Source organism: Acinetobacter sp. 243_ASPC (genome assembly GCF_001054715.1).
GTDB classification, from domain to species: Bacteria; Pseudomonadota; Gammaproteobacteria; order Pseudomonadales; family Moraxellaceae; genus Acinetobacter; species Acinetobacter soli.
Window position 1 is genome coordinate 12,790 of the sequence record NZ_JVOR01000121.1, and the last position, 26,370, is coordinate 39,159.

Below are 26,370 nucleotides of genomic sequence, written 5' to 3' on the forward strand. Positions count from 1 at the left end.
TAGGAACGAGGCGGTGCAACCGAATCTTTTTTCAAGACAACCGCCATCTTTTCGCTCCTTTATTATTGCAGTGATTACAAGTGTGGTGGTGCTGTTTTTTAACTGGCGCATGCCACACGTCATTCAGCCTGCAAGGGATGTCTTGAATGCAGCGTATAATCCAATTTATGCGCTGGCAAGCTATCCGGTATTGTCGCGAGAGTGGCTCAATCAACAAACCAAATCTGAAGCTCAATTACGTCGTGAAAATACTGCGATGCAAGCTGAATTGCTTCAGGCACAGGTTCGTCTGCAAAAACTATCCGAGCTGTCGGCAGAAAACACCCGTTTACGTGGGTTACTCGATACGCCGTTGATTATCGATGGTCGTATGGAAATTGCGGAAGTGATCGGTACAGATGCAGATCCACTTCGTCATATCATTATTATTAACCGTGGTGCAAATAGTCATCTAAAAGTCGGACAAACCGTACTCGATGACAAAGGTATCATGGGACAAATTATTAATGTCTATCCACATAGTTCCCGTGTCATGCTGCTATCAGACAAAGAACATTCCTTATCGGTTCGGCTTGAGCGCACAGGCATGCGTGCAATTGTCACTGGTACTGGCGATTTGGGACGTCTGAAAATGGAATATGTGGCAACAAGTGCCAATATTCAAGTAGGCGACAAAGTTTACAGTTCTGGTTTGGGTGAGCATTTCCCTGCGGGATATTTGGTTGGAACTGTATCTCAAGTTCGTCGTCACAATTCTGGCGAGTTTGCCGAAATCGATGTAACGCCTGCGGCTCAATTGGCCAGCGGTCATCATGTCGTGGTACTGTTTTCGGAATCTTTGGCGATGGAGCAACCGTATGCCGATCGCTAAACTCAGTGTAAAAAAATCTAAAGATCCATTATTGGTGATCGTCCTATCGATTGTGATTGGCTCGGTGCTAATGGTGTACCCGTTATCGTATGACATTTCAGGATGGCGCCCACTGATCATGCTGATGATCATGCTGTTTTGGGTACTGTGCCAGCCTACATGGTGTGGAGTATGGTTTGCTTTTGCGTTGGGTATTTTTACCGATTTGCTGCTCGATGCACCATTGGGTTTAAACGCGTTAAGCTTTGTACTGATCACCTTTTTTGTGCGCTACTTTACCCGTGAACGCCGGATTTTAACCTTTTGGAATATCTGGACGCTTGCTGGATTGGCAATTTTAGCTCATCTTTTGTTTATCTGGTTTGCACAAACGCTGGGTGATATGCGCTTTTCACTGGCACGACACTGGCAACCGCTTTTGACCAGTATCTTATTTTGGCCTGTTGTGTACTATTGTTTAAAACGATGGCGCATTTAATACTGGCTTCCAGCTCCCCCAGACGACACGAATTACTCAGTCAACTGGGGTTGACCTTTGAGGTCCATGCACCAGATATTGATGAGTCTGTTCTCGATCATGAGCAGGCACATGACTATGTTGAACGTTTAGCCGTCGAAAAAGCCCATACGATTTTACGTCAATTTCCTGAATCAATTGTGATTGCTGCTGACACAAGTGTGAGTGTTGATGGTAAGATCATTGGAAAACCAGAATCAAAACAACATGCATTTGCGATTTGGTCTGAACTCTCAGGACGTCGTCATGAGGTTTTGACCGGACTCTGCGTTGCAACACGACATCAGCACGAGTCGCTTTGTGTGCGCACCGCCGTCGAATTCCAGTCGCTCAGTCTGACCGATATGGAGCGCTACTGGGCTACAGGCGAACCCATCGGTAAAGCAGGCGGATATGCCATACAAGGAATTGCTGCGCAGTTTATTCCGCGTATAGAAGGTAGTTATACCAATGTAGTGGGCTTGCCTTTGCACGAGCTAACACAGTTATTACAACGAGTTAAGGCCTTAAATTAACTCTGAAACAAGAATTTTTATAACGCTTTGAGTTTTTTTATGTCGGAAGAATTACTTATTAATGTCACGCCCATGGAGTGTCGGGTGGCATTAATTCAAAACGGAACAGTAAACGAACTATTTGTTGAACGTACTGTTAAACGGGGCTTGGTGGGCAACATTTACATGGGTAAAGTTGTGCGCGTTTTGCCAGGAATGCAGGCTGCCTTTGTCGATATCGGTTTGTCCCGAACTGCTTTTTTACATATCAATGATATGGTCTGGCCACGCGCGCAACCTACGCCGAATGTATTTGAGTTGCTACATCCGGGGCAGGTTCTCACGGTTCAAGTGATGAAAGATATGCTGGGAACCAAAGGCGCGCGCCTAAGCACCGATTTATCTATTCCTTCGCGCTATTTGGTCATGATGCCATACGGCCATCATATAGGTGTGTCGCAGCGCATCGAAGCAGAAGAAGAGCGCGAACGTTTAAGAGGCATTATTGAGCGCATTCAGGCCGAGCAAAAGTTGCCGGGCAGTGTGATTGTACGCACAGCAGCTGAAGGAGTCGATGAAGAATCGATTGTTCAGGATATGCGTTACTTGGCCAAACTTTGGGAGTTTATTCAGCGTAAACAAAAACAGGCTGTAGTTCCAAGCTTGATTTTTGAAGAGCTGCCGCTTCCACAACGAGTGATTCGTGATCTGGCCAATGAAGACACTGCAAAGGTTTATGTGGATTCTCGGGAGGTTTACACCAAACTCAGCGAATTTATCGACGAATTTGTACCTAATATTAAAAATCGTCTGATTCACTATCCGGGTGAACGTCCGATTTTTGATTTGCACAATGTCGAAGAGGATATTCAAAAAGCCTTACAAACACGTGTTGCGCTCAAGTCTGGCGGTTATCTGATGATCGATCAGACGGAGGCCATGACCACGATTGATGTCAATACTGGCTCTTATGTGGGTGGGCGCTCACTTGAAGACACTGTATTTAAAACCAATATGGAAGCAACGCAAGTGATTGCACGACAGTTACGGTTACGTAACTTAGGTGGAATTATTATCATTGATTTCATTGATATGCAGGAAGCGACGCACCGCGAAGAGGTCATGAACCAGTTTCAAAAGATGCTCGAACGCGATCATGCCAAAACCAAGATCACACAAGTGTCTGAGCTCGGTTTGGTTGAAATGACCCGAAAGCGTACGCGTGAGTCGTTAGAGCATTTACTTTGCGAATCGTGTCCGACTTGTCAGGGACGGGGGTATGTCAAAACAGCCGAGACGGTTTGTTACGAGATATTTCGAGAAATTTTACGTTACGCGAGAGCTTTTGAATCACAGAGTGGCTTTACTGTTGTCGCACATCCTTCAGTGATTGATCGGCTACTTACGGCAGAAGCGCCAGCCGTCGCGGATCTTGAGCATTTCATCACGCGTGTCATAAAATTCCAAGTTGAAAATTTATACACGCAAGAGCAATACGATATCATTTTGAGTTAAAGATGTAACAAGATTTCGCTTAATCCTTGTTACAACTGAAATTTTACTTTTATTGGCGAATTTTCAATACTAGGGACACAACGTAGCCAAAGACTTTTCTCCCATATTAGTCTTAGCAAATATAAGGGGTCTCTCGCATGAATGTTAGTGAAAGAATATTAACTCAAGGTTTAAAGCATATGATCGACAGCAAAACGGCTGCATCTTGTTATATGGTAGATGATCAAGGTAAAGAAGTTCAGATCACAACCGCAATGATCCGTAATGTGTGCCATCAATTACTTAAACAATGCCGTACCATTAAAAACTAAAGGGCTATTTCAGCCCTTTCGTTTTGTTTGTAATGATCAGAATAACAATAAAGAGATTAGGACGCCGCGGCGTCTTTTTTAACGTCGGTAATAGCGCTTAAATCCGCATCATTGTTTGCAATCACTGCTTCGAAGCGCTGAATTTCATCTTCCAAATGTGTTAAAAGGTTTTGCATACTTGGTAAGGCATTACGGCAAGCGATCAGACCGACTTCAAGTTTGTCTAAATAGCTGGTCATGGTGATATTGAGCGCCTGACCGTCTAATACAATTGAGGCAGGGTACAATGCATCGAGCTTGGCGCCATTCCAGTACAGTGGTTCTCGTGGCCCTGGTACATTGGAGATGACCAGATTAAATGCCTGACGTTTTGGCATAATCCCTGACAAGATATTTAAGCCTGCAGGACCATAAACCACCGCACTATAGTTAAGAATCTGGTCACTGGTCATACGCTTAAAACGCTGTTTCGAGTTTTGTACGCTACGACGAATAATTTGCAAACGTTCAAGCGGATCATTTTTATGTGTTGCCAAATTGGCCAGAATCATGGTGATACGGTTACTGGTATCGGAATCATCATCTCGAACAGAAGCGGGAACCATCGCAATGAGCGGCTTTGAAGGCAAGCTGTTGTGACTAAGTAAATATTCGCGAAGTGCGCCCGAGCAGACCGCCAAAATCACATCATTAATGGTCACGCCTAAAGCTTTGGCAATATCTCGAAAGCGATCCAGTTCAAATGATTGCGCAGCAAAGCGGCGTGATGAACTCACGCGCTGATTTAATATCGAGCTAGGAGCCTGAAAGCTTGAAACATGATCGGGATTACGACCAATATCTTTAAAAAGCGTCTGTGAGAGTTCTTGCACTACGGTTGGTGTGGCCTGTAATTGTGTTTTGAGCCCCGTGATAATTTTTTTGATTTTACTGACTTTAGGTTCTTTTAGGCGTTTGGCACGTTTACCTTCGACACACCAAGGTGGAACAATACTTTTTTCATTCACATCGTGAGACAGAGATTTTTCAATCAGGCGCATACCTGCCACGCCATCTACCATGGCATGATGGATTTTAAAATACATGGCAAAACGATTGCCCTCGATCCCTTCAATAATATTACAGGTCCAAAGAGGTTTGGCACGATCGAGTAAGGTACTGTGTTCTTGTGAGATATACACCAGAAGTTCACGAATTCGAGCTGGATGAGGCAGCGCAACATGACGGAAGTGATGATCTAAATCGAACTCTTCATCTTCATCCCAAAACAAACCGTTGAGTTTGTTGTTAAATGGAGGAACAGGAATCGACTTTGAAATACGAATATCATTTACCAAATCTTGTATAAATGTGGCTGGTGCATTGTCTGGAATCTGGAATAAAAATAATCCGCCGACATGCATGGGCTGTTGTCTTTTTTCTAATGACAAGAAGATAAAATCAATCGGATGTAATGGGCGCATAGCGTGGATTGCCTCACTGCAATGATAATAATAACCCTGATATGAGCTATGTTTTTAGAATTATAGAACCGTACAACTAGTATATCGTTATTCGCCGACATAAATCTAACAAATTATGTTGAATAGCGAGTTCATAAAAAAACCACTGTAATAACAGTGGTTTTTTTTGAATTATTTATTCACATTACCGGCATGTAAACCACATTCTTTTTTGGTGGCTTCTTCCCACCACCAGCGTCCCTCGCGCTCGTGCTGGTTTGGCAACACCGGACGGGTACATGGTTCACAGCCAATCGAGATAAAGCCGCGTTCATGCAGCGGATTGTATGGAATTTCCATCATGCGAATATAATTCCATACATCGGCACTCGACCAGTTAGCCAGCGGATTGTATTTGATCAGCTGTTTGCCGGGGCCAGAAAATCCAGCATCCGCTTGAACAACGGGAATTTCGTTCCGTGTACCCGGACTTTGATCTTTTCGTTGACCTGTAATCCAGCCATCGAGTGTGGCCAGTTTCTTGCGAAGCGGTTGAACTTTTCGTATTCCGCAGCACTCAGTATGTCCATCTTCAAAGAAGCTAAACAAGCCTTTTTCTTTCACCAACTGCTGTACCGCATCCGATTCTGGAAAACAGATTTCGATCTCGATATTGTAATGCTTACGAACCGTTTCGATAAACTGATAAGTTTCAGGATGCAAACGGCCTGTATCGAGGCTAAAAACGCGAAACGGTTTACGCAAACGAGAGGCCATATCAATCAGCACCACATCTTCGGCGCCCGAAAATGAAATTGCAATTTCACCTTCTTGATTCAGTGCAAGTTCTAAAATTTCAGTTGGATACTTATCTGCATATTCGGTATTGAGTGCATCAACCAAATCGAGAGTAGGGATGGCGGTCATATAGGCTCCTGGCAACAGGCTTGGATGCGTATTATATAGCGCAGCGTTCTTTAAAGTGCCGAATTTAGAATAAATAAATCAACGATCTTGGGGTACACAATGAAATCTTCAACGATGCCCCATTTTTGATCAGCTTAATGCTATTATACATCCATTTTTAAAACTGACAGTTGGAGTCTTCCATGGAAATCGTATGTCTTGATCTTGAGGGTGTTTTGGTTCCGGAAATCTGGATTAATTTTGCAAAAAAAACAGGAATCAAAGAGCTTGAAGCCACCACACGCGATATTCCGGATTACGATGTCTTAATGACTCAGCGTCTTAATATTTTAAAGCAACATGGTTTAGGCCTAAATGATATTCAAGCCGTAATTGCAGACATGGGGCCACTACCGGGCGCTAAAGAGTTTGTGGAATGGGTACGTACGCATTTCCAATTGATTATTTTGTCCGATACATTTTACGAATTTGCACATCCGCTTATGCAGCAACTGGGCTGGCCAACTATTTTCTGTCATAAACTCGAAACAGATGAAAAGGGGATGATCAGTGCCTACAAACTTCGTCAACCAGATCAAAAGCGCGAAGCAGTCAAAGCGTTGCATGGCTTAAACTTCCGAGTCATTGCTGCCGGTGATTCTTATAATGACACGACGATGTTGAGTGAAGCCGATCATGGTTTCTTATTTGATGCACCAGAGAATGTGATTGCAGAATTTCCTCAATTTCCAGCGATTCATGGTTATGATGCGCTGAAAGAAGCGATTCGTGCCATATCACAGCGTGACATTCCGGCGTGAAAAACTGAACGATAAAAAAGGCGCTAGATGCGCCTTTTTTATTTGAATCCTACTTAGAACTTGTAGCCAATTTTCATGCCATAGGCAATAGCATGATTATCACTGAACTCTGCTACATAGTCACTGCCTCCAGCTTGTGCACCTGTCTGTGCTTTGGCATCACCCAGCCAGAAGTATTTTACCCCGCCTGCAATAAAGTAATTCGGTTGTGGGCTATATTGCACACCCAATCCGACATTCCAGTAGCCTTCGGTTGGCCCAAGTGTAGTGACCGGATTTCCAGCACCTGAATCCCAGCCCACAGAAACGTTGCCGGCCCACTGCTCATTAAGCTTGCGACCCACACCGACATTGGCAGACCACTGGTCATCTGAGTATTCAACCAGATTAAAACCATTTGGACGACCAATCAGCGGACCAACTGCTTCGGATACTTTGCCAAATTTGTAAGGTTGAATTGAAAAATCTTTCCAATTGACCCAGCGTACATTGGCAAATGCAACGGTATTGGCCATGATTCCGGTTTGGAAATCAAGATTCACCGATTGAGGTGTAGTAATCGTGGTTTTACCGTTTTGAGCATTAGCAATTAGTGTGTTTTGAATTACAGGCCCTAAAGTTGAAGCTGATGGACCTAAGAGTGCCAGTAATCCACCTAATTGCGCCGGTGATAAACTACTTAAAGCATCTGCTAAACCCACTGATTCATTAATATTTACTTTGTGTTCAATTTCTGAACGATAAGTTAATGATGCTTTTAGGGCTATTTCAGGTATTTGATAAGCAAGTCCTGCAAGCCAGCCTACACCATCGGTTTCTTTAATATTGGCATCATAACCATTGTAGAGACTATATGCTCTACCACGTAAATTGACATTCCCCTTAACTGTTTGATAGACAGGGCCCGCATAGAAATTCCAGTTTTGATTGGGTTGAAAGCCTAAAACCATTGAAATATTTTGACTATCAACTTCTACTTTTGTATTTCCTGTTACACCCCCGAGTGTTGAAGTTGTAATTGGCAAGCCTCCCAAAACTGGATCTGAAGGACTGGCTACAAAAACGTTATTGCCAGAATATTCTGCTTTGGCTCCAAAGGGTTGATCATAAAGTAAACCAAAAGAAAAGTGATCTGTAAGTTGCAGTTTTAATGCAGCACTTGGAAAATAATAATCTTCTGCCATGTCGCCAACATCACGACGTGTGGTGCTGCTTCCTGCCTCTTTACCCGAAACATCTGGATCTAGAATAGAAAGACCCGCTTCAAAGTAATTTCCTGGTTGCAAGAATGCCGACATAGACTGACCCGAACGGTCTAGCGCTGCTGCAAAGGCGCCAGTCAGTGGTAAGCTTGCAAGTAATACAGCCGTACTTAAGTGTTTTAATTTCATTGTATTTTCCCTTGAACATCAATGTTTTATTATGGTGTTCCTTCATGGAACTGATGTTTAAACTTTTTCCTTTCGATCTAAATGCCGAAAATCAAAAAGTTACTCCGTGGTACAAAAATAACACAATTCACAGGCGTGTAAATGCTGGAAATGAACCAATTAGTATAAATTTTTCGCTTTACGCATTGTTTATGGTTTATATTTGATCAACTTGTGTGCAAGATAGAGCTGAACTATGAAATCATTATGGATTTTCGTAGATTGAATTGTGTAGCTAGTTCAATCCATCAAATCGCAATGAGCTTAATCATTGGACTTTCTCAAGTTTAAGGAGAATCTCATCAAGCTGTTTAATACGCTTGACCTCATCCCATAAACTTTTTGCTTCAGGGTAGGCCTTGGTCATCATGCCCAACCACTGCTTATAGCGGCCAATCATTCCCACTTCGGTTTTGAATTGACCACTCAAAAAGCGTTGTTGCAGCACCACCAGATCTGACCATGTCATGAGTGGCTGGTCTGAGTTTTCTCGAATACATAGGGTAAGGTCAGGCGTTGTCACTGCGCCACGGCCCAACATTAAGTCCTCACACTGTGATTGGGCTTGACAGGCTTTGGCATCTTGGTTGTTCCAGATCTCACCATTGGCAATTACTTGAATATCAAGTGCGGCCTGAATTGGCTGAATTTTTTCCCAATAAGCTGGTGGCGTATAGCCATCTGCTTTGGTTCGCGCATGTACCGTCAGCCAGCTCGCGCCTGCGGCTTGAATGGCATAGGCGTTGTCCATCGTGTGGTTTTCATCGAGGTAACCCAGACGCATTTTTGCAGAGACCGGAATATGAGCAGGTACAGCATCGCGCACCGCCTTGACCAGTTCATGGACCACATCGGGTTCATCGAGTAGAACTGATCCACCACGATGTCGGTTTACGGTTTTGGCTGGGCAGCCAAAATTCAGATCGATGGCAGGTGCGCCCAAGGCCACCACTTTTTCAGCATTGGCTGCCAGCATATCCGGATTATTCCCCAGAAACTGCACATGAACTGGCGTACCAGCCGCAGTTTTACCGTTATTTTTAAGCTCTGGGCAATAGCTATAATACACATGGTCGGGCAATACGCTATCGGTAACACGGATAAATTCGGTTACGCACCAGTCAAAGCGGCCAACATGAGTGAGCACATCACGCATGATCGGATCGGTTAAACCTTCCATTGGTGCAAGAATGAGTTTCAACGTATATACCCTGACTGGTTTGAATAAACCAGAGCGTTATACGCATTTTTACAGGCGATGTCCAGTCATGACATGTGGCTTAAAACAGCAAGCATCAAATACCCAGAATGAGCTCTAAAATCATTTTGCTGCCAATAAATCCGATGGCAAGTAAAATAAAGCCGATCAGGGTAAAGCGAATGGCTTTTTGGCCTCGCCAGCCAAATTTGGCATGACCAATCAAGAGAGCGCCATAGATGATCCATGAAATTATGCTAAACACGGTCTTGTGAGCCAGATGCTGACCCAAGAAATTTTCAACGGTAAAAAAGCCAAAAGCCAGCGCGACGGTTAAAAGCACAAAACCAGTACGCAGCAAATCGAATAACAAGGATTCCATGGCCTGAAATGGAGGCAATAAATTCACCCAGAAGCGATGTTTTTGCTTCTTTTTGAGTTCGCGATCTTGAAACCAAAGCAAAATTGCATGAATGGTTGCCATCAGCAGTACAGCATAGGCAGATAGAGACAAAATAATATGTAGGTCTAGACCGAGGCTGTGCCTTTCAATGAACTGATCTGGTCGACTAAACGCATAGCCTAAAATAAGGCCCGTGGCTGCCACAGGAATTCCGATCAGATTCAGTGCCAAAATAGGCCGAAACGTACTAAAAATCAGACTCATGAGTAGCATGAGACCTGAAGTAAATGAAATAAGGTTAAATACGTCGTAATTGATTCCCAGCGGAGTCAGCATACTGTTATATAAAACAGCTGCATGCAATGCCAAACCTAAACTGACCACACTGCCAATAAGCCAAGAGTTGGGATTATGTTTTGACATCAAGTGCATAAACAGATACCAGAATGAGGTCGTATACGCAATAAGTGCCAAAATGGTATAAACCAACGGAAGACTGATCATGTCAAACCTTTTTCGGGATTTAGAATATTCATCTAGATGAGATATAAATTCGCGGCGAACTACAGTATCCTATAGCATCTTATGCATAAATTTTCTATTTTGAGAAAGATTTTTTTGCAACTGGCCATTTTTAGCGGATTTTGCAATGTTTGATACCTTAACAGAACGACTCACGCAGAGTTTAAGAAATGTTACTGGCTCAGGGCAGCTAACCGAAGACAATATTAAAGATACCTTACGTGAAGTACGTATGGCACTTCTTGAAGCTGATGTTGCGTTACCTGTAACTCGTGAATTTATCGCGAAAGTTAAGGAACAGGCATTGGGTCAGGAAGTGATGACTCAGCTTTCCCCTGGGCAGGCATTCGTCAAAATTGTGCATGACGAACTGACCAAAATGATGGGTGAGGCCAATGAAAGCCTCGATCTTGCGGCAAAACCACCCGTGGTGGTGTTACTTGCCGGTTTGCAAGGTGCGGGTAAAACCACCACAGCTGCAAAGCTTGCACGTTTTTTACAAGAACGCCAAAAGAAAAAAGTCGCGATGGTATCTGCCGACGTATATCGTCCGGCTGCGATCAAGCAGCTACAGACGGTAGCGGGCGAAGTTGGCGCGATCTTTTTTGAATCGAATGCCAATGAGAAGCCGATTGATATTGCCAACCGTGCCATTGAGCAAGCCAAAATTCAGTTTGCCGATGTACTGATTGTCGATACCGCAGGTCGTTTACATGTCGATGAAGACATGATGGGCGAAATTAAAGCATTACATGCCTCGATCAAACCGACAGAAACCTTGTTTGTGGTCGATGCCATGACTGGTCAGGATGCTGCCAATACTGCGAAAGCATTTAACGATGCTTTACCATTGACGGGTGTGATTTTGACCAAAACCGACGGTGATGCACGCGGTGGTGCAGCACTTTCTGTTCGTGCAATTACTGGTAAACCGATTAAGTTCTTGGGTATGGGCGAGAAGCTCGATGCTCTCGAGCCGTTCCATCCTGAACGTATCGCACAGCGTATTCTTGGCATGGGTGACGTTTTGTCACTGGTGGAAGAAGTCGAGCGCAAAATCGACAAAGAAAAAGCCGAAAAAATGGCGAAAAAATTGCAAAAGGGTGGTACTTTCAATTTGGAAGACATGCTCATGCAATTTGAACAGATGAAAAAAATGGGCGGCATGATGGGCTTTCTGGATAAACTTCCAGGCATGAGCAATTCAGGTATCCAGCAGGCGATTGAGCAGGCCAATCCTGAAAAGCAAGTCAAGAAAATGGAAGCCATTATTCAGTCGATGACGCCTAAAGAGCGTAAAAATCCAGATATTATCAATCCAAGCCGTAAAAAACGTATTGCGGCTGGTTGTGGTATGGATGTTTCTGAAATCAATAAATTGCTTAAACAGCACAGTCAGATGGCAAAAATGATGAAAAAATTTGCCAATCCGTCTGGCATGAGCAAAATGATGCGGTCATTCGGCAATCTGCAAAAGCAGTTTGGCGGTGGCGGTGGTGTCGGGTCATTGTTTGGCGGAAAAGACGACAAGAAATAAGCTTAAACAGCATAAAAAAGGCGCTACGGCGCCTTTTTTATGCTTTAGGTACAAGCGGGCTGATGCTGTAGATAATGCTGTAAGCCTTTGAGTAAAAGATCAGATTCGATTTGCGGGGAATAATGCTGCAAGAACTTGGCAAATAAAGGTGCATCGCCACCCGTTAAAACCAATTGCTGCGGTGTACGCTGCATAATGGCTTCAATTGTACTGACCAATCCCAGTAAAATCCCGTGATGTACGGCATCTATAGTGTTGTGTCCCGGATCAAGATTATCAAAGGCAGAATCTGGAATTTTAATGCCTTTGGTATTTTGAATCAGCGCATCACGCTGCAAATATAAATTCGGCAGAATATAGCCACCCAAATGCTGGTGGCCTTGAACCAAATCGATTGTCAGGGCGGTACCGCAGCCAATCACACATACATTTCGATCAGGCTGGGCAACCGCCAGAACTTGTAACCAACGATCGATTCCAAGCTGGGCAGGTTGCTCGTAGCCACATTTGAGTTGTGCGTATTCGGCATGCACTTGAGCCATGACAATCGGAATATTTAATCGGGCGAGAATTTGCTGGATACGGGCATTATTTTCTGCATCGAGTACCGACGAGACACCGACACGCTGAATTTTCTGATGATTAAAGTGCTGGATAAGGCCGAGCAGTAAATCCGCAGGTGATTGCAAATGCAGCTCGGCAGCATGTTCAATCGTCTCACCGTTTTGAGTGATCCAGTATTTTAATCGGGTGTTGCCGATATCGAGCCATAACTGTTTCATAGCGCCGATCCATCTTCATGCTGAATCAGACGCATACGACCTTGATAAAAATGCTTCAGGCCGTCTTGGTCGCGCACCATCACCGCACCTTCGCTGTTAATACCTTCAAAACTACCCGTAATGTGACCCTGATGATGCTCAAAACGGATGGCCTGGTGCATAAAGGCAGCATAATGGTTAAATCGCTGGTCGAGGTTATAGCAGCCATGATCAAACCAGTCCTTGGCATTTTGAATAGCAAGGTAGAGCTGCGCAATCAGCTCCGTCCGGTCTGCCTGAAGTAGCCCCAAATCGCTAAGCGAAGTAACTGCCTGATCAGTCGGCAACTGCATGGGTGTAACCAGATTCATGCCTACGCCAACAATCGCCTGATGAGGTGATAACGGCTCGACCAGAATACCTCCCCATTTTCCTTGTAGGCTATATAAATCATTCGGCCACTTCACCTGTAATTTAAGCTCGCTTAAAGCTGGCATTTGTAAGATATTTAATGCAATTTCAAGCGCCAGACGGCCATCAAGCGTTGTTTGAGTATTGACCAGCGTGCTTAAATAAATGTTACCTTTGGGTGAAATCCATTCGCGCTGGTGCTGGCCCCGTCCTTGGGTCTGAATCTGGCTGCATACCAATGCAGTTGCAACATTTTTTTGCGCAAGCTCACGCACATCATCGTTGGTCGATGTAGTGCTTTCTTTGAGAAGAAGAATTTCTGGCAGTTGCTGTGCGTCTAAAAGACGTTGTCTGAGTATACGTGTCTCTAAATCCATGTTGAATCTGAGAAAAGTGGAAAATTATTTATGGAGTTAATCATATATCTGGCTATTGGTGCAATCGCTGGATTTGCCGCAGGCTTATTTGGTGTAGGTGGTGGGTTAATTATTATTCCAATTTTATACGTGGTGTTTCATCAGCTTCAGTATGATCCTACCGTGATCATGCACATGGCGGTGGGTACGTCTCTGGCGACCATTATTGTGACCTCGATCAGCTCTGTGATGGCACATCATAAAAAAGGTGCGGTACTCTGGCATGTATTTAAAAATATGGCGCCTGGGCTGGTGATCGGATCATTGGTTGGAGCGGGAATTGCCGATCTATTGTCTGGTCCGCATCTGCAACTGATTATTGGCAGCTTTGCAATTTGGGTAGCATTTAAAATGTTTAAAGGCGCTCATACTGTAGTTGACCAGACACAATCTTTGCCGTCGCGCGCCATGCAAATTCTGGCAGGGGGAGGCATCGGTGTGGCTTCCGCTATTTTCGGAATTGGCGGTGGTAGCCTGACCGTACCTTATTTGAATAAGAATGGCGTGGTGATGCAGCAGGCAGTTGCTACTTCGGCTGCCTGTGGCTTACCGATTGCCATTGCGGGGGCACTTGGCTTTATGTGGTTTGGTTATCAACAGCACGTTTCTGTTCCGAATGCAATTGGCTATATTCATCTCTATGCGTTTACGGGCATCAGTATCATGAGCTTTATCACTGCCAAATTGGGGGCTCGTGTGGCGCATCAGTTATCGCCTGCCATGTTAAAAAAATGTTTTGCTTGCTTATTGACCACGGTAGGCATTTACTTTATTTATCAAGGCTTATCTTAATTAAACCTGAGCCAGTTGATTGATCTTTTTTTAAATGGCGCAGCGCATACAGAAATGCACAGTCATCCTGTAAAAGACGGCAATTGGCTTAAAATGCAATAAAATTGTTAGACAAAGACATAGCAATATTAGATTCAAATCAGTTAAAAACAATAAACACCATGCAGGATTGGCACAAGTGCGTCCAATAAAAAATGAAAAAAGGTGAGCCATGAATCTTGATGACGTAGACAGTCTTTCAGAACACATTGCACGACGGATCGGTGAGCAAATTATTGTAGGGGAATTGGTCGAAGGTGAGCGTATTCAGGAGCTTCGCATTGCTAAAGAGCTTGACGTGAGTCGTGGCTCAGTGCGTGAGGCTTTGTTGCTGCTTGAGCGTACGCATCTGATTGATATCTTTCCGCGTCGCGGTGCGATCGTGTCCGAAATGTCCTCACAGCAAGTCAAAGCTTTATTTGACAGCAGTGTGTTGGTACTGGGGCACATTGTGCAGCGCTTGAGTGAAAGCTGGCGCGGACATGAAGCAGAGCAATTACAACATTTGCTTGTACAGCTTGAAGAGCAAGTTAAAGCAGGTGACACCGAAAAATTTTACGATGGCATTTTCGACTATTTGGCTGCCCAGCACGATATCGTGGGAAATCCCTATTTAATGAAATTTTATAAAGAGCTGTTGCCCTCGTTGCGCCGTAGTTATTTTTTAACCTTAAATACCTCCCGACGCGAGTTACAGGAGGCTTTTGCGCTGTTTAAGCTGGTGATTGATGCAATTTTAATCCGAAAATCACATCAAGCCACTTTATTTATGGAAGATTTTTGCCGACACTTGCGTAACTTGGTGTTGGACTCCTTGACGCGCATGAAACAGATCGAACTGGCATGGGCACGCCGTTCACGTCGTTCTTCGACGCGCTAATCGTTTTAAGTATCCACACCAGATGATGAGATGTGTGCCTGCATTGAGGCATGTATAAATAATAGACATCATATTTCTGGATTGATTGAGACACTATGCGTTTAAGCAGTTTAAAACTTGCGGGCTTCAAATCTTTTGCTGATAGTGCCACTTTGCACTTTAAAGCCAACCGAACAGCGGTTGTGGGGCCCAATGGTTGTGGTAAATCCAACGTGATTGATGCCATTCGCTGGGTGATGGGGGAATCCAATGCCCGTCAATTGCGTGGCGGCAGCATGCAGGATGTGATTTTTACCGGAACTGCAAAACGCAAACCAGTGGGAATGGCCAGTGTAGAATTACGTTTTGAAAACACCTACGGAAAATTAGGTGGTACCTATAATGCCTACTCAGAGCTTGCAGTACGCCGTCAGGTGAATCGCGATGGAAAGTCCGAATACTTTTTAAATGGTACTCGCTGCCGTCGTCGTGATATTACCGATATTTTCTTGGGAACAGGCCTTGGACCACGTTCGTATGCTGTCATCGAGCAGGGCATGATCAACCGCCTGATTGATGCCAAACCCGAAGAAATGCGTGTATTTATTGAAGAAGCCGCAGGAGTCTCACGTTATCAGGCACGCCGCCGTGAAACGCTTCAACATCTTGAACATACCGAGCAGAACTTGGCACGGCTGGACGATATTGCACTTGAGTTAAAAAGTCAGCTCAAAACGCTTAAGCGTCAAGCCGAAGCAGCTATTCAATATAAAACGCTTGAACAAGAGATCAAAACGCTCAAAATTGAAATTTTATCTTTTCAATCTGAACAAAGCCTGCACCTACAGCAAGAATATACTGTGCAGATGAACGCATTAGGCGAAGAATTTAAACTGATTCGCTCAGAACTCAATACCATCGAACATGATCTTGAATCGACCAGTTCCTTGTTTCAGCGCTTAATTCAACAATCGACACCCTTGCAAACCGAATGGCAATCTGCCGAAAAAAAATGTGCTGAGCTTAAAATGGTGCTCGAACAAAAACAGAGTTTGTTTCAGCAAAATAGCGTAACGCTTGGCCAACTTGAGCAACAAAAAGCGCAAACCAAAGAGCGTATCCAGCTGAGTGATATTCAACTTGAACATTTACATGAACAGATAGAGCAGCAAAATACTGACTGGCATCAAGCTGAAGCCGATACACAACAGGCTGAGCAGCGTTATGCCGATTTACAGACACAGCATGTACAGGTTCAATCGCAATTTGAGCAACTCAAAGCCCAGATTGAAAAGTATCAACAGCAAAAGTCTCAAATGACAGCTCAAATGGAGCAACTGGGAAAATCGATTGATCGTACCCAGCAGCAAAAACAGACCTTACAGCAGCAGCTTGCGCATATTTCATCACAGGTGCAAGATGACGCACAACGTGAATTACAGCATGCACTTGAACAGCAGCAGCATGAGGTTTTTGCGCTTGAGCAAAAACGAGATGAGCTAAATGCTGTACTTACACAGTTACACGCGCAACAGGCGCAGCAAAAAGCCCAACTTGATCCGCTTGAAACACAAATCAAGGTGTTGCAAACAGAGCAGAAAAATCTGCAACAACTGGTAACCAAGCAAAGTAACAAATCTCAGGTAGGTAGCACGCAACTTTTACAAGTATTACAACTCAAAGAAGCGGGGCGTTCATACGCTAGTTTGATCGAGAAACTGTATAACCGCTGGATGGACGCGCATTATTTAGATCAGCATCAACCCTTTCAAAGTGAAATTGCCCGTCAGGTTCGTCCGGTAACTATGGCGCCGCAGAGATCATTTGCCAACTTGGTCGCTTTGGCAGACTGGATTGAAGCACCGCAGCTCTCACTTTGGAATGATATCTGGATCATTGACACATTAGATGCTGCATTAGCTTTGCAATCCTCATTGAGTGTGGGGCAAAGTTTATTGACGCTCGATGGTTATCATGTGGCCAGAGACTGGATAATTGGTCTAGATTATGACCATCAAAGTCAGAGCAGTGGCGTGCTCAGTCACCGTATTCGGCTCGAAGAAATAGCCCATGAATTACCGCAATGTATCGCTCAGCGTGAAACGCTGATCAACGCGTGGCAAACGCTTGAGCAGCAATGTGAGATGCAGCAGCAAAATATGCAGCAGATTCAGCGTGAACTCAAAGATCTACGGCCGCTTGTGCAAAAAACTGAGCTTGAAATTGCACGCCAACATGCTTCCGCACAAGCGTATGTCCTGCAACAACAGCAACTACAGCAACAGCTAACTCAACTTGAGCAGCAGCTTGAAGAAGATGCCATGCAGCGTGATGATCTGGAGATCGACTTGCACGCTCTACAGTTAAAATTAGATGCACATTTGCCGCAATATAAAATTCAGCAACTCGAGTGGGAAACGCTTACCGAGCAAAAAGAGCAGGCATTTGAGCAATTACAGCAGCATCAGCAAACACGTGAGTTATGCAGTCGTCAGTTGGCACAGACCCAGCAGCAAATTGAGCTACTTGAAAAAGATCTATCGTTTTTAAAAACGCAAATGCAGCAGATTGTGGCACAAATGGAGCAGGCGAAAAAATTTGTCGATCCGGTACAACTGGAGCTGCCCGCGTTAGAAACCGAGTTTTTCGAGCAGTTTCAAAAAACTGAAGCCCTGCAAAAGCAGTGGAAAGAATGGCAACTAGAGCTGAATCATGTTCAGGAAAAACAGCAGACACTGACTGAGCAGCGCCATGATACTGAGCAAAAAGATGAGAAGATCCGTGCTGCGCTGGAACAAAAACGTTTGGCATGGCAGGCCACAAAATCGGATTTGGCGCACTATCAAGAACAGCTTGAGGCGCTCAATGCACAAATATGTACCGGCCTAAAAATTGATCTTGAGTCGCATCAGCAACGGCTCGATAAAACCCTCAAGCAGTTTGAAAAACTCGGTGCAGTCAATTTGGCAGCCTCTCAAGAGTATGAAGAGGTTTCTACGCGTTTCGATGAATTGAATCATCAGATGCAAGATTTGGAAAACACGGTCAATCAGCTCAAAGATGCCATGAAAAGCATTGATTTAGAAACCCGTAAACTGTTTATGACCACATTTGATCGGGTCAATCATGAACTACAAGATCTGTTTCCAAAGGTATTTAATGGTGGCGAGGCTGCATTAAGTCTTGAAGATGACTGGCAATCGGGTGTAAAACTAATGGCACGACCACCAGGTAAGCGTAACAGTTCGCTGGCGCTACTTTCCGGCGGTGAAAAAGCATTAACCGCTTTGGCATTGGTATTTGCAATTTTTCGATTAAATCCGGCGCCTTTTTGTGTGCTGGACGAAGTGGATGCACCGCTAGATGACGCCAATGTACAACGCTTTTGTAATTTGGTAAAAGAACTATCTGAGCACGTGCAATTCATTTACATTACACATAATAAACTTGCAATGACAATGGCAACTGATTTACTGGGGGNCACCATGCCAGAACCGGGCACCTCTAAATTAGTTACCGTTAATTTGGAAGAAGCAAAAGAATACGGGTTAGTTACGGAGTCATAGTATGGAAGTCACCACGATTGTGGGTATTGTTGTAGCCGTGATCATCATGATTATTGGATTAAAACTACTGCTTAAAAGATCAACACCCGCTGAACCTTCTCTCGAAAGTGAATTACACATTGACTCTCAAAGTAATCAGCCGATCATTCCGCGTCATGTGCGAGATCAGCTTCCTGCTCAGGCGCCTGAACAAAACGAGCGTAAAGAGCCTACATTGCAGGCGATTCCAGATGAGCAAGATGATCCAAAATCTGCGTCTGTAGCGACCGAAGCAAATCCAGCAGAACCAGCGTCTGCTGCTCCAGCTGCCACACAGTCCGATGTCGTGGTGCTCCAGCCGCTTAATACAGAATCTACCGCCACAACACCAGTGACTGAATCTGCGGTGAAACCTGAAACTCAGCCAGAGCCTAAGGAGGCTGAACTTAAGCTTAATCCAGATGTTGCAACGGTTGAAATTGCAGAATTTGACGGCGAAAGTAGCCTTCTTGATGTGCATTTATCTCAGCAACAACAGTTTGATGACGAAAGTGCTTTAGCTACAGCGGAACAAATTTTGGCACTGAATGTTTATCCAAATCCGCGCCGTGCGCTTTCGGGCGATAAAACGCTAAAAGTATTACTGAAATATGGTTTACGTTTTGGCGAACTCTCTTGCTTTCATCGTTATGAAAAAACCGATGAACCAAGCCCGCTCATGTTCTCTGTACTTCGCATGACCGATAACGGTCCGGCAGGTTTTGATCTTGAAGCATTATCGGTCGAGCAAGTACAAGGTTTGGCTTTTTTCTTGGCACTGCCGCATAACAATGCGCTCACTGGCTTTGACATGATGGCAAGTATTGCAGGTCTGGTTGCCCGAGAAATTGACGGTAAAGTGTATGATGAAAACAACAATGAACTGACACCACAGTTGAAAGAACACTGGCGTCACCATGTGATTGACTATCGTTCATCACAGACATCAGTTTAAGCTAAAAATCTTTTATACTGATAAGCAATACGACAAAATTGAGGGCGGATGTTTCCGCCCTTTTATATGGTGAAATTTTATGATGCAACCTGCTGATATTGTTGCGCAGATGCGGCAGCTGATTCAATTAATCGCAAAACACAATCATGCTTATTACGTGATGGATCAACCCACCATTACCGATAACGAATATGACCAGTTGTTTCATCAGCTTAAAGCACTTGAGGCCGATCATCCTGATCTGGTACAGGCAGATACACCCACCAATCGCGTGGGTGGGCAGGCATTAACAAAATTTCTAACCGTAACGCATACAGTTCCGATGCTGTCGCTGGGGAATGTATTTAATCAAGAAGATTTGTTTGCTTTTGCACGCCGGATTGAAGAGCGCTTGCCCAATCAACAGATTCAGTATGATGTCGAGCTAAAGCTGGATGGTCTGGCAATTTCACTGTGGTATGAAGATGGAAAGCTTGTGCGTGGGGTCACACGTGGCGATGGTGAAACAGGTGAAGACATTACCCAAAACGTGAAAACCATTCGCAATTTACCGAAACATTTACATCATAGCTCACAGCCTGTTCCGCGCTTCTTAGAAGTGCGTGGTGAGGTTTTGATGCCAAAGCTCGGTTTTGAACGTTTAAATGCGGCCAACGAGGCCAAGGGTGAAAAAACATTTGCAAACCCGCGTAATGCCGCAGCTGGAAGTTTACGACAGCTTGATCCGAGTATTGCAGCGTCGCGTCCCTTGGCATTTTATGCCTATGGTATTGCACAGTGTGAGCCTGCACATGGCTTGGCCAGTATGCATGAAAGCTTGCAATGGTTAACAGCGCTGGGTTTCGAAATTGCGGAGCGTCAATTTCTGTGCTCATCGATTCAGGAAGTCCAGCAGCGCTACGAGCAAATACAGCAAGAGCGGCCTCAACTGGCAGTTGAAATTGATGGTATGGTCATCAAAGTCGATGATCTGAAACAGCAGCAGCAACTGGGCTTTTTAAGCCGTGAGCCGCGCTGGGCCACCGCCTATAAGTTTCCTGCAGAAGTTGCCATGACCACAGTCGAAAATATTGACTGGCAGGTCGGGCGTACTGGAACACTGACGCCAGTGGCACGTCTGACGCCTGTTTTGGTGGGTGGCGTGACGGTATCTAACGTGACACTGCATAATATCGGTGAAATTCACCGTTTAGATGTGCGTATTGGCGATCGGGTCAGTGTATATCGTAGTGGAGATGTGATTCCAAAGGTGGAGAAAGTCTGGCCAGAATTTCGTCCTGAAAATGCAGTTGAAGTACAATTACCAGCACAATGCCCGGTATGTTCATCCCCTGTGGTGATGCCTGAAGGTGAAGCACTGGCGCGTTGTTCGGGTGGTTTGTACTGCGCCGCACAGCGTATCGAGGCCATTCGTCATTTTGTATCACGTAAAGCCATGGACATTGAAGGCTTGGGAGATCGTTGGGTGGAGTCATTGCTACATCTTGATTTACTTAAAGATGTTGCAGACATTTATCATTTACACGAGCACCGTGAAAAATTGCTCACGATTGAAAAAATGGGTGAGAAATCTGTACAAAACTTGATTGATGCGATTGAAGCCAGTAAAAAAACCACATTGGCGCGTTTTATCTATGCACTCGGTATTCGAGGTGTGGGCGAAACAACGGCCCGAATGCTGGCCAATACCTTCCAGACACTGGATGCCTTGAAACAGGCCGATGTCGACATGCTGAAAAAAACGCCAGATGTCGGTGATATTACCGCAGAATGGATTTACGATTTCTTTTTGGCAGAGCACAATGTCGAAGTTATTGAACGCCTACTGGCAGCTGGAATCCATTGGGATGCACCGATTGCTCCGACACGTCAGCCACTCAATGGTGAAAGCTGGGTGGTTACGGGGACGTTAAGTACCATGGGTCGTGACGAAGCCACACAGCGCTTGCAGGCATTGGGTGCGCGTGTGAGCGGAAGTGTATCGAGTAAAACCAAATGTGTTGTGGCGGGTGAGAAAGCGGGTAGTAAACTCGACAAAGCAGAAAAACTGCAAGTTCGAGTGATGAATGAAGATGAGTTTTTAGCATTTTTAGCGCAATACAACGCTTAAAGGTATCTCACCGCTTATGGCTCTTGAATCTATATTGGGTGATTGATTCGAGCATCATTAAAACAAGCATTATTAAAAAAGGCAGTCCAAAGACTGCCTTTTTTGCCAAAACGAGGTATGACTACTTTTTGCTTATTCGAAAAATTAGATTCGTTTTTTAATGACACCATCATCAAGTAATTGCTGAAAATGTTCACAGACACTTGCTTCTATGTTGCGATAGCGAATTCCGAGTTCTTTTTGACTTCGTGTTGCATCAAAATATATTGGATAGCCCATATTCAGTTTGATGAATTCACGAGAGTATCCAAGCAATGGCCCAATCAGCGAAAATGCTTTTTTAGGCACAGTAAAATGCGGAAATGGAAAGCGATAACCAAAACATTGCGTCAGTGCTTTACCCATTTCCAAAAGGCTTAAACTTCCGCCAGAAACAATATATCGTCCGTGTGCATCATCATTGAGTGCAGCAGCCACATGTGCATCGGCTACATCGCGTACATCGACGATACCGTTCCACATAGGCGGAACACCAAACAAGGTCACACCGTTAGCAAACTGTTGTAGTAACTCAATACTTCCAGACTGGCTAGAAGCGGTCAGAGAAGGCCCCATCACCAATGCCGGATTGATACATACCAAAGACCAGCGATCTTGTTGCTCAGCCATTTCCCATGCTTTACGTTCGGCAGCAACTTTAGAATAAGAGTAAGGCTGATGGGTTTCGCTACTGGTTGTATTCCAGCAGCTTTCATCAAATGCGTTATGTGGCGTTTGTTTAATTTCGATGGCATCACCATAGGTAGCGGCAATACTTGAGGTCACCACGACGCGTTTCACCGAGGCTGTACGATTGACCGACTCAAGCACATTTTCAGTGCCTTTTACTGCTGGCTCGATAATATCTTTTACGGCATCCTTGTAATTGGTAATCACAAAGGGCGATGCGGTATGAATCACGATTTCGCAGCCCTGCATCGCCGTATCGAAAGCACCTTGATCGAGAAGATCTGCTTTAAAAAAATGAATTTGCCCAGAAGATTTTTCTGCAATGTCTACGAGATGTTGAAGTTTTTGAGTCTGGGATGGATCTCTTACTGTGGCATGAACTGTAAAGCCTTGACCTAATAGTCGCTCGATAATCCAACCAGCGACATATCCAGTCGCACCTGTGACAAGAATCGGGGTATTTTTTTGCATTTTTATCATCGTTTTGGCAAGTGAAATGAAGGTACTTGAGTCATATTAGCTGGCTTTGCTGTTTAATGCAGTTTTGATTTTAAAATAATTTTTAATGATGCATAAAATGGATTATTTTGTGTTTTGTTACAAAAAGATAAACGCTCTTAGATCAAGGTCTACCATTTAAATTTTTGCTAGAAAATGATCGCAAACCACTCATTTCAATCAACAAAATAGGATAACTCGAACTGTAAATGCGTATGTTTATCATTTTAATTTTATAAAAATCAGTGAGTTAAGGTGTAAAAAGCTTTGCAATTCATCAGGGGTTTGCGCATAATAAGTAAAGAATACGGGAGAATTGAAATGCGTGGCAATCCAGAAGTCATAGACTATCTCAACATGTTGATCGGTGGCGAACTGGCTGCTCGTGATCAATATCTGATTCACTCCAGAATGTATGAAGACTGGGGTTTGAGTAAAATTTACGAGCGTATCGATCACGAAATGCAAGAAGAAGCTTCGCATGCCGATGCCATCATTCGTCGTGTTTTGTTCCTAGAGGGAACACCAAACATGCATCGTGATGACATTGAGGTGGGTACAGATGTCGTTACGTGTTTGAAAGCTGATTTGGCCTTGGAATATCATGTTCGCCAGAAACTTGCTGATGGCGTGAAGCTCTGTGAAGAAAAAGCTGATTATGTGACGCGTGATATGCTTCGTGCGCAAATGTCGGATACCGAAGAAGACCATACCTATTGGCTTGAAAAACAGCTTCGTTTAATTGAACTGATGGGCCTTCAAAATTATATTCAGTCTCAAATGTAAGACTCTTAAACTCAGCTCCGGCTGAGTTTTTATTTTATTTTTCTTCATAAAAACCAAAACTAAATTGCTATATCTCGCTATTCGACGATCCCTTTCTTTTTTTTATTTTTCAGTATTTAATAGACCTCAAATTATATTATCTAACTATTTGAATTCATTTAATTCTAATTGGGGGGAGATCAATGCCTTTAATCCGTGTGATTGGTAAAGAAAATCATAAAGTCTTGCAAGAGCTTTCAGACAATTCATTAAAACTTGACCAAGCTTCTGTAGTTGTTGCCAATTTACCTTCGGATCAAATTGATGAAATCGTCAAAGACGGCACAAGCATGATTATCAAGCTTAAAGATGGTGAAATTATCATTATCGATCAGTTTTTTAACGAGCATTCAACCAATCAGAACAGCTTAGTATTACAAGATGAATCACAGAAACTCATTTGGGTGCAGTTTATTGAGGCACAAGGCAATTCTCAGCCGCAGTTGGTATTTGAGCGTGTTGAATCTACTGATGCACTGATGTATCACGGCGGTGGAATGGCGATGGAGCCAGTTTGGTCATGGGCAGTCGTTCCTTTAACCGCAGGGGGTATTGCGCTTTGGGCGCATGATCATAAAGATAAAGATCATGAAGAAAATAATAATAATGAGGCTGCACCAAACACAACTAATAGCAGTGAAAATACGGTCGTTGTCGTATCTAAATCTTCATCGACTCAATCAGATGATGAAACAGCAACTGACCATTCAGCACAAGATCAGAGCGAGCCATCAACTTCAAATACAGATTCAAGCAGTGATGACGTCGCTACACTGGTCAGTGAAATTTTAGATCAAAGCGGTGCTTCTTCTACAACATCGGTTACATCGACTGCCAGCAATGCATCATTAGAGATTTATACCAGCAGAACCGATCTTTATACAGATCTAATCAGTAGCAACTCTATCATTGTATAAAGACAAGGTGGGCTTTGTACCCACCTCGCATGACTTTAAAACACAGTTATTTCGCCTGAAAGCGTTTAAGATCATTAAAGACATCATTGGCATGGGTCTGGGTATCTACGCTGGTGTAGTGATACACAATAGTACCTTTCGGATCGATCAGAAAACTTTCACGTTTGGCAATTTTTACAATGCCCAGATTACGTACAATACCAAACTTGCTCGCAAGTTCATGGTTGTTATCGGCTAAAATTGGAAAGTTGAGCCCTAATTTTTCCGAAAATTTTTGATGTGATTTGACATCATCTAGGCTCACGCCTAACACCACAGCATTAGACTTTAAAAATTGCGGGTATAACGCTTTAAACTGATTGGCTTCTTGCGTACAGCCCGGAGAATTATCTTTTGGATAGAAATACAACACCACCCATTTACCTTTGTAGTCATTCAAACTGTGCCATTTGCCATTTTGATCCTGTAATCTAAATGCAGGGGCAGGCTGGCCGACCCATTGTTTCTCGGCTTGATTGGATGAACTCAAAGGATTTGCGGCAATCGTAGATGTTGTGACTGTAGCTGCCAGTGCCAGTGCGATTGATAAAGCGATAGTTTTCATCATGATAAACCAGAATTGTTATTTTTAATGCCTGTATTTTAGCAGTGATGAAGATCGATTGCTGTAGTGTTGATGTGATTATGCCATAGTCATCGTTTATAACTCTTTTATACTGGGTCAAATTGTTATTTTGTGCTTAGAGTTTTGAAATGGCTCAAATTTTACTCATTACAGGTTGGGGTGGTGGAACAGGGCTACTTGAGCCGCTTCAACAGCAATTACAGCAGTGCGGTCATACAGTTACATTAATGAATATCTTTGATGCATTCGATCCTGTTGTGATGCAAGATCGGGTTCAACAGGCAAAGACTGCCGATGTAATAATAGGTTGGTCATTAGGCGGCCAACTTGCCTTGCTTTTGGCTCATGCGTTACAACAAGAGACAGGAGACACGTTGCCCGTGATCACACTCGCGAGCAATCCATGTTTTGTTGCACAGCCAAACTGGGAATGTGCTATGCCACAAGAGACATTTGCAGCGTTTAAAGCTGGATTTCTGCATGATCCGGCAAGTACGCTCAAGCGATTTGGATTGCTGGTCACCAAAGGCGTTACAAGTGCAAAACACGATTGGACTTTTATGCAAAGTTTGTTACGGGCACAACCCATTTCGTTGCTTCAACAAGGATTAAAACTCCTGCAACAACTCAATCTGGTCGATACACTAAAAAGTTATTCGGGAAATCAGCTTCATGTGTTTGCAAGGCAAGATGCATTAGTTCCTTGCCAAATTGTTGAAAAAATGCAGTATTTAGCTTCAGAAAAAATTAAAGTAATTACTTTTCATGATGCTGCGCATAGTTTTCCATTTACGAAAGTGATTGAAACTTGCAAGGAAATTGAAAAATTTATTCAAACATCGGTCTAAGCTTTAGCCGAAATGATGGTTCTCGCAATTTATT

Annotated in this window: 24 protein-coding genes; 15 read left to right on the top strand and 9 right to left on the bottom strand. The window is 43.8% G+C overall.

Annotated features, from left to right (window positions below; translation table 11 throughout):
- The first annotated feature begins 13 nt into the window (after positions 1 to 13).
- The 5 genes from mreC to ADA42_RS18620 all read left to right on the top strand — a co-directional run bounded on the left by mreC (position 14) and on the right by ADA42_RS18620 (position 3,708).
- Positions 14 to 871 (top strand): rod shape-determining protein MreC, encoded by an 858-nt coding sequence (gene mreC / locus ADA42_RS15925; protein WP_004935273.1) that lies wholly within the window; start codon positions 14 to 16, stop codon positions 869 to 871.
- On the top strand, positions 858 to 1,349 hold the full coding sequence (mreD, locus tag ADA42_RS15930; protein WP_004935277.1) for a rod shape-determining protein MreD: 492 nt from the start codon (positions 858 to 860) through the stop codon (positions 1,347 to 1,349). The genes mreC and mreD overlap by 14 nt, the downstream gene beginning before the upstream one ends.
- On the top strand, positions 1,337 to 1,903 hold the full coding sequence (locus ADA42_RS15935) for a Maf family nucleotide pyrophosphatase (RefSeq protein ID WP_048766193.1): 567 nt from the start codon (positions 1,337 to 1,339) through the stop codon (positions 1,901 to 1,903). Before mreD ends, ADA42_RS15935 begins: the two co-directional genes overlap by 13 nt.
- A gap of 39 nt (positions 1,904 to 1,942) precedes the next feature.
- Positions 1,943 to 3,397, top strand: coding sequence for a ribonuclease G (gene rng / locus ADA42_RS15940; RefSeq protein WP_048766195.1), 1,455 nt, complete (start codon positions 1,943 to 1,945; stop codon positions 3,395 to 3,397).
- Positions 3,398 to 3,534: 137 nt separating this feature from the next.
- A complete protein-coding gene (locus tag ADA42_RS18620) occupies positions 3,535 to 3,708 on the top strand; it encodes a PA1571 family protein (RefSeq protein ID WP_004935285.1) in 174 nt (57 codons plus the stop codon).
- A 56-nt stretch (positions 3,709 to 3,764) separates the two neighbouring features.
- Here ADA42_RS18620 and ADA42_RS15945 read toward each other — a convergent pair whose 3' ends face one another.
- A complete protein-coding gene (locus ADA42_RS15945) occupies positions 3,765 to 5,171 on the bottom strand; it encodes a WS/DGAT/MGAT family O-acyltransferase (protein ID WP_004935288.1) in 1,407 nt (468 codons plus the stop codon).
- A 171-nt stretch (positions 5,172 to 5,342) separates the two neighbouring features.
- Positions 5,343 to 6,077 carry a phosphoadenylyl-sulfate reductase gene (locus ADA42_RS15950; RefSeq protein WP_004935291.1) on the bottom strand — a complete coding sequence of 245 codons (735 nt, stop codon included), beginning with the start codon at positions 6,075 to 6,077 and terminating at the stop codon, positions 5,343 to 5,345.
- Between the two features lie 182 nt (positions 6,078 to 6,259).
- On the opposite strand from ADA42_RS15950, the gene thrH reads away from it, so the two are divergent.
- A complete protein-coding gene (gene thrH, locus ADA42_RS15955; RefSeq protein ID WP_048766197.1) occupies positions 6,260 to 6,877 on the top strand; it encodes a bifunctional phosphoserine phosphatase/homoserine phosphotransferase ThrH in 618 nt (205 codons plus the stop codon).
- A 53-nt stretch (positions 6,878 to 6,930) separates the two neighbouring features.
- Here the strand turns inward: thrH and ADA42_RS15960 are convergent, their stop codons facing one another.
- The 3 genes from ADA42_RS15960 to ADA42_RS15970 form a co-directional block, all read right to left on the bottom strand.
- Positions 6,931 to 8,268: an OmpP1/FadL family transporter gene (locus ADA42_RS15960; RefSeq protein WP_048766198.1), complete on the bottom strand. Its 1,338-nt coding sequence runs from the start codon at positions 8,266 to 8,268 to the stop codon at positions 6,931 to 6,933.
- A 307-nt stretch (positions 8,269 to 8,575) separates the two neighbouring features.
- Positions 8,576 to 9,508, bottom strand: a complete 933-nt coding sequence (locus tag ADA42_RS15965; protein ID WP_048766200.1) for a tRNA dihydrouridine synthase — start codon at positions 9,506 to 9,508, stop codon at positions 8,576 to 8,578.
- A 94-nt stretch (positions 9,509 to 9,602) separates the two neighbouring features.
- Positions 9,603 to 10,412, bottom strand: a complete 810-nt coding sequence (locus tag ADA42_RS15970) for a cytochrome C assembly family protein (protein WP_004935303.1) — start codon at positions 10,410 to 10,412, stop codon at positions 9,603 to 9,605.
- A gap of 145 nt (positions 10,413 to 10,557) precedes the next feature.
- Here ADA42_RS15970 and ffh point away from each other — a divergent pair, with 145 nt between their 5' ends.
- Complete coding sequence (ffh, locus tag ADA42_RS15975; protein ID WP_048766202.1) at positions 10,558 to 11,967, top strand: signal recognition particle protein; 1,410 nt, start codon at positions 10,558 to 10,560, stop codon at positions 11,965 to 11,967.
- Between the two features lie 44 nt (positions 11,968 to 12,011).
- Here ffh and ADA42_RS15980 read toward each other — a convergent pair whose 3' ends face one another.
- Both ADA42_RS15980 and ADA42_RS15985 read right to left on the bottom strand, forming a co-directional pair.
- Complete coding sequence (locus ADA42_RS15980) at positions 12,012 to 12,749, bottom strand: pantothenate kinase (RefSeq protein WP_048766203.1); 738 nt, start codon at positions 12,747 to 12,749, stop codon at positions 12,012 to 12,014.
- Complete coding sequence (locus ADA42_RS15985) at positions 12,746 to 13,516, bottom strand: biotin--[acetyl-CoA-carboxylase] ligase (RefSeq protein WP_048766205.1); 771 nt, start codon at positions 13,514 to 13,516, stop codon at positions 12,746 to 12,748. Before ADA42_RS15985 ends, ADA42_RS15980 begins: the two co-directional genes overlap by 4 nt.
- Before the next feature lie 30 nt (positions 13,517 to 13,546).
- Between ADA42_RS15985 and ADA42_RS15990 the strand changes: the two genes are divergently transcribed.
- The 5 genes from ADA42_RS15990 to ligA all read left to right on the top strand — a co-directional run bounded on the left by ADA42_RS15990 (position 13,547) and on the right by ligA (position 21,894).
- On the top strand, positions 13,547 to 14,347 hold the full coding sequence (locus tag ADA42_RS15990) for a sulfite exporter TauE/SafE family protein (RefSeq protein ID WP_048766207.1): 801 nt from the start codon (positions 13,547 to 13,549) through the stop codon (positions 14,345 to 14,347).
- Between the two features lie 211 nt (positions 14,348 to 14,558).
- A complete protein-coding gene (locus tag ADA42_RS15995) occupies positions 14,559 to 15,266 on the top strand; it encodes a GntR family transcriptional regulator (protein WP_004935317.1) in 708 nt (235 codons plus the stop codon).
- Positions 15,267 to 15,361: 95 nt separating this feature from the next.
- Entirely contained in the window at positions 15,362 to 18,811 is a 3,450-nt protein-coding gene (gene smc / locus ADA42_RS16000) for a chromosome segregation protein SMC (RefSeq protein WP_048766209.1), read from the top strand.
- A 1-nt stretch (position 18,812) separates the two neighbouring features.
- Complete coding sequence (locus ADA42_RS16005; RefSeq protein ID WP_025094543.1) at positions 18,813 to 19,784, top strand: cell division protein ZipA C-terminal FtsZ-binding domain-containing protein; 972 nt, start codon at positions 18,813 to 18,815, stop codon at positions 19,782 to 19,784.
- 79 nt (positions 19,785 to 19,863) lie between these two features.
- Positions 19,864 to 21,894, top strand: coding sequence for an NAD-dependent DNA ligase LigA (gene ligA, locus ADA42_RS16010; RefSeq protein ID WP_025094544.1), 2,031 nt, complete (start codon positions 19,864 to 19,866; stop codon positions 21,892 to 21,894).
- A gap of 144 nt (positions 21,895 to 22,038) precedes the next feature.
- Here the strand turns inward: ligA and ADA42_RS16015 are convergent, their stop codons facing one another.
- The gene (locus tag ADA42_RS16015) at positions 22,039 to 23,094 is read right to left on the bottom strand and encodes an SDR family oxidoreductase (protein ID WP_025094545.1); all 1,056 of its coding nucleotides are present in this window, start codon (positions 23,092 to 23,094) and stop codon (positions 22,039 to 22,041) included.
- Between the two features lie 348 nt (positions 23,095 to 23,442).
- Here ADA42_RS16015 and ftn point away from each other — a divergent pair, with 348 nt between their 5' ends.
- Together ftn and ADA42_RS16025 are read left to right on the top strand one after the other, a co-directional pair.
- Positions 23,443 to 23,907 (top strand): heteropolymeric bacterioferritin subunit Ftn, encoded by a 465-nt coding sequence (gene ftn, locus ADA42_RS16020; protein ID WP_004935333.1) that lies wholly within the window; start codon positions 23,443 to 23,445, stop codon positions 23,905 to 23,907.
- Between the two features lie 182 nt (positions 23,908 to 24,089).
- The gene (locus tag ADA42_RS16025) at positions 24,090 to 24,863 is read left to right on the top strand and encodes a BapA/Bap/LapF family prefix-like domain-containing protein (protein ID WP_048766211.1); all 774 of its coding nucleotides are present in this window, start codon (positions 24,090 to 24,092) and stop codon (positions 24,861 to 24,863) included.
- A 46-nt stretch (positions 24,864 to 24,909) separates the two neighbouring features.
- Here ADA42_RS16025 and ADA42_RS16030 read toward each other — a convergent pair whose 3' ends face one another.
- Positions 24,910 to 25,467 (bottom strand): peroxiredoxin, encoded by a 558-nt coding sequence (locus ADA42_RS16030; protein ID WP_048766213.1) that lies wholly within the window; start codon positions 25,465 to 25,467, stop codon positions 24,910 to 24,912.
- Between the two features lie 149 nt (positions 25,468 to 25,616).
- Between ADA42_RS16030 and ADA42_RS16035 the strand changes: the two genes are divergently transcribed.
- On the top strand, positions 25,617 to 26,336 hold the full coding sequence (locus tag ADA42_RS16035) for an alpha/beta fold hydrolase (protein ID WP_048766214.1): 720 nt from the start codon (positions 25,617 to 25,619) through the stop codon (positions 26,334 to 26,336).
- The last annotated feature ends 34 nt before the right edge of the window (positions 26,337 to 26,370 follow it).

Coding starts and splice junctions, on each gene's coding strand:
- ADA42_RS15980 (WP_048766203.1), bottom strand. CDS start 12,749: ATGAAACAGTTATGGCTCGATATCGGCAACACCCGATTAAAATACTGG.
- ADA42_RS15935 (WP_048766193.1), top strand. CDS start 1,337: ATGGCGCATTTAATACTGGCTTCCAGCTCCCCCAGACGACACGAATTA.
- ffh (WP_048766202.1), top strand. CDS start 10,558: ATGTTTGATACCTTAACAGAACGACTCACGCAGAGTTTAAGAAATGTT.
- thrH (WP_048766197.1), top strand. CDS start 6,260: ATGGAAATCGTATGTCTTGATCTTGAGGGTGTTTTGGTTCCGGAAATC.
- ftn (WP_004935333.1), top strand. CDS start 23,443: ATGCGTGGCAATCCAGAAGTCATAGACTATCTCAACATGTTGATCGGT.
- ADA42_RS16030 (WP_048766213.1), bottom strand. CDS start 25,467: ATGAAAACTATCGCTTTATCAATCGCACTGGCACTGGCAGCTACAGTC.
- ADA42_RS15985 (WP_048766205.1), bottom strand. CDS start 13,516: ATGGATTTAGAGACACGTATACTCAGACAACGTCTTTTAGACGCACAG.
- ADA42_RS16005 (WP_025094543.1), top strand. CDS start 18,813: ATGGAAGTCACCACGATTGTGGGTATTGTTGTAGCCGTGATCATCATG.
- ADA42_RS15990 (WP_048766207.1), top strand. CDS start 13,547: ATGGAGTTAATCATATATCTGGCTATTGGTGCAATCGCTGGATTTGCC.
- ADA42_RS18620 (WP_004935285.1), top strand. CDS start 3,535: ATGAATGTTAGTGAAAGAATATTAACTCAAGGTTTAAAGCATATGATC.
- ADA42_RS15945 (WP_004935288.1), bottom strand. CDS start 5,171: ATGCGCCCATTACATCCGATTGATTTTATCTTCTTGTCATTAGAAAAA.
- ADA42_RS15970 (WP_004935303.1), bottom strand. CDS start 10,412: ATGATCAGTCTTCCGTTGGTTTATACCATTTTGGCACTTATTGCGTAT.
- ADA42_RS16035 (WP_048766214.1), top strand. CDS start 25,617: ATGGCTCAAATTTTACTCATTACAGGTTGGGGTGGTGGAACAGGGCTA.
- ADA42_RS15950 (WP_004935291.1), bottom strand. CDS start 6,077: ATGACCGCCATCCCTACTCTCGATTTGGTTGATGCACTCAATACCGAA.
- ADA42_RS16025 (WP_048766211.1), top strand. CDS start 24,090: ATGCCTTTAATCCGTGTGATTGGTAAAGAAAATCATAAAGTCTTGCAA.
- ADA42_RS15960 (WP_048766198.1), bottom strand. CDS start 8,268: ATGAAATTAAAACACTTAAGTACGGCTGTATTACTTGCAAGCTTACCA.
- ligA (WP_025094544.1), top strand. CDS start 19,864: ATGATGCAACCTGCTGATATTGTTGCGCAGATGCGGCAGCTGATTCAA.
- mreD (WP_004935277.1), top strand. CDS start 858: ATGCCGATCGCTAAACTCAGTGTAAAAAAATCTAAAGATCCATTATTG.
- rng (WP_048766195.1), top strand. CDS start 1,943: ATGTCGGAAGAATTACTTATTAATGTCACGCCCATGGAGTGTCGGGTG.
- ADA42_RS15995 (WP_004935317.1), top strand. CDS start 14,559: ATGAATCTTGATGACGTAGACAGTCTTTCAGAACACATTGCACGACGG.
- ADA42_RS16015 (WP_025094545.1), bottom strand. CDS start 23,094: ATGCAAAAAAATACCCCGATTCTTGTCACAGGTGCGACTGGATATGTC.